Consider the following 1,421-nt stretch of genomic DNA (forward strand, 5'->3'; position numbering starts at 1 on the left):
GTATGTGACCATTAGGGATAAATCCAACATTAAGTGGTGAAAAAATGGTTATTAAAAACAAAAAAAGCCTTGATATACAAGGCTTTTACGGTATGACCTGTAGTGGGCTCGAACCACTGACCCCTACCCTGTCAAGATAGTGCTCTCCCAGCTGAGCTAACAAGTCGTTTTTGTGAAGACAATTAGTAATATACCAAGAATTTTCAAGTGTGTCAATACATAAGATGGTTATTTTGTAAACAGATTAGTTGCGCCAAAGACGAAAAAGCTTAGTGAGAATATGGTAAGTTTTACGCCTCTTTTTGGACCTGGGCATAAAGGAAAGTTCATTAGAGGAAGCTTCTAAGGATGCTGTGTGACCTTTCCCTAGAAGGATTGAAAGCTCATCTTCAGTTACGCCTTGCGTTGTCATGGATTAGTCAACCTTTCTGCTCAATCATGTCACTAATATATCAAAAAAGTCAGCGCTTTGATATAGGACTTTCATATTAGCGGGATTTATGGTAACTTGGTGTCATTAGAGTTTGGGAGGAACAGGAATGACGAAGCAGCAGCATCGATGGAATTTGCGTTTGAAAAGCAGTAATGTATATCTAGGTACCGTATATTTGGGTGATCCGCTTCCAGAAGTAGAAGACGTGATCATGATTGGCGATAAGAAATATACAATTCTTGAGCTAGGAAGTAATCGTGATGCAAGCGATGTATTTGTAGAAGAAGTGAAAAAGAAATAACTCATGCCAAAAAGCGCTGTCAAGGAGGGGACTTCCTTCCTAAGCAGCGCTTTTTACTTTTCTAGGTTAACTAGGCAATGTTATAAAGGGAAGCCAGGCAATCAACGAACATTTTGTTATATTCCTCACGGGTGTAGTCTTTGTTGCAGGCAATGTCCCTCCCTAGGAATTGAAACCAGGTGATTTCTGTTTGCGCTTTTTTGTAAATAAACTTGTCGTGCTGGATGAGGAAGGTGTCATTCTCGAAGAAGGGTACGTTGTCAAACTCCAGCGCTTGTTCACCTTGTTGTTCGCTGACTAATGTAGCCAATAAAATAAGCATGCGGTACGGATCACGAAAAATTTCATATTGTTGTTCAGTCATGGTTACCACTCCTTTAGTATGTAAGGGATAAAGCCATCATACTAGAGAGGTAATCTGAATAGAATATGCGAGTTAAAAGTGGTGAGGATATCGAAGGAACAGATGACGATATTGAAGAAAAAGAAAAAAGACTGATGGTCACTCTAAGGAGGATCGAGTGAAATCAGTCTTTTGGAGTTTACTCTTACATCGAAGGGTTAACGTTTGAAGCTTGAAAGTTGTTGTTCAGCGATTTGTACCAAACGCTTCGTGATGTTTCCGCCGATCGCGCCAGCATCACGAGTTGTCAAATTACCGTTGTAGCCAGTAGGGGAGAGAGGGAC

Annotated in this window: 3 protein-coding genes and 1 tRNA gene; 1 reads left to right on the forward strand and 3 read right to left on the reverse strand. The window is 40.5% G+C overall.

The features are described from left to right. Positions 1-93 precede the first annotated feature (93 nt). Positions 94-166: transfer RNA gene (locus tag AC1DUA_RS37510), tRNA-Val, on the reverse strand. 373 nt (positions 167-539) lie between these two features. Between AC1DUA_RS37510 and AC1DUA_RS37515 the strand changes: the two genes are divergently transcribed. Beyond that, the gene (locus tag AC1DUA_RS37515; RefSeq protein WP_079420361.1) at positions 540-734 is read left to right on the forward strand and encodes a hypothetical protein; all 195 of its coding nucleotides are present in this window, start codon (positions 540-542) and stop codon (positions 732-734) included. A 70-nt stretch (positions 735-804) separates the two neighbouring features. Here the strand turns inward: AC1DUA_RS37515 and AC1DUA_RS37520 are convergent, their stop codons facing one another. Together AC1DUA_RS37520 and AC1DUA_RS37525 are read right to left on the reverse strand one after the other, a co-directional pair. Continuing rightward, entirely contained in the window at positions 805-1,098 is a 294-nt protein-coding gene (locus tag AC1DUA_RS37520) for a hypothetical protein (protein ID WP_477504559.1), read from the reverse strand. 197 nt (positions 1,099-1,295) lie between these two features. Further along, positions 1,296-1,421: alpha/beta-type small acid-soluble spore protein (locus tag AC1DUA_RS37525; RefSeq protein ID WP_477504560.1), on the reverse strand; the 126-nt coding region annotated here is incomplete at its 5' end.

This window comes from Paenibacillus sp. 01T422, from assembly GCF_056398785.1.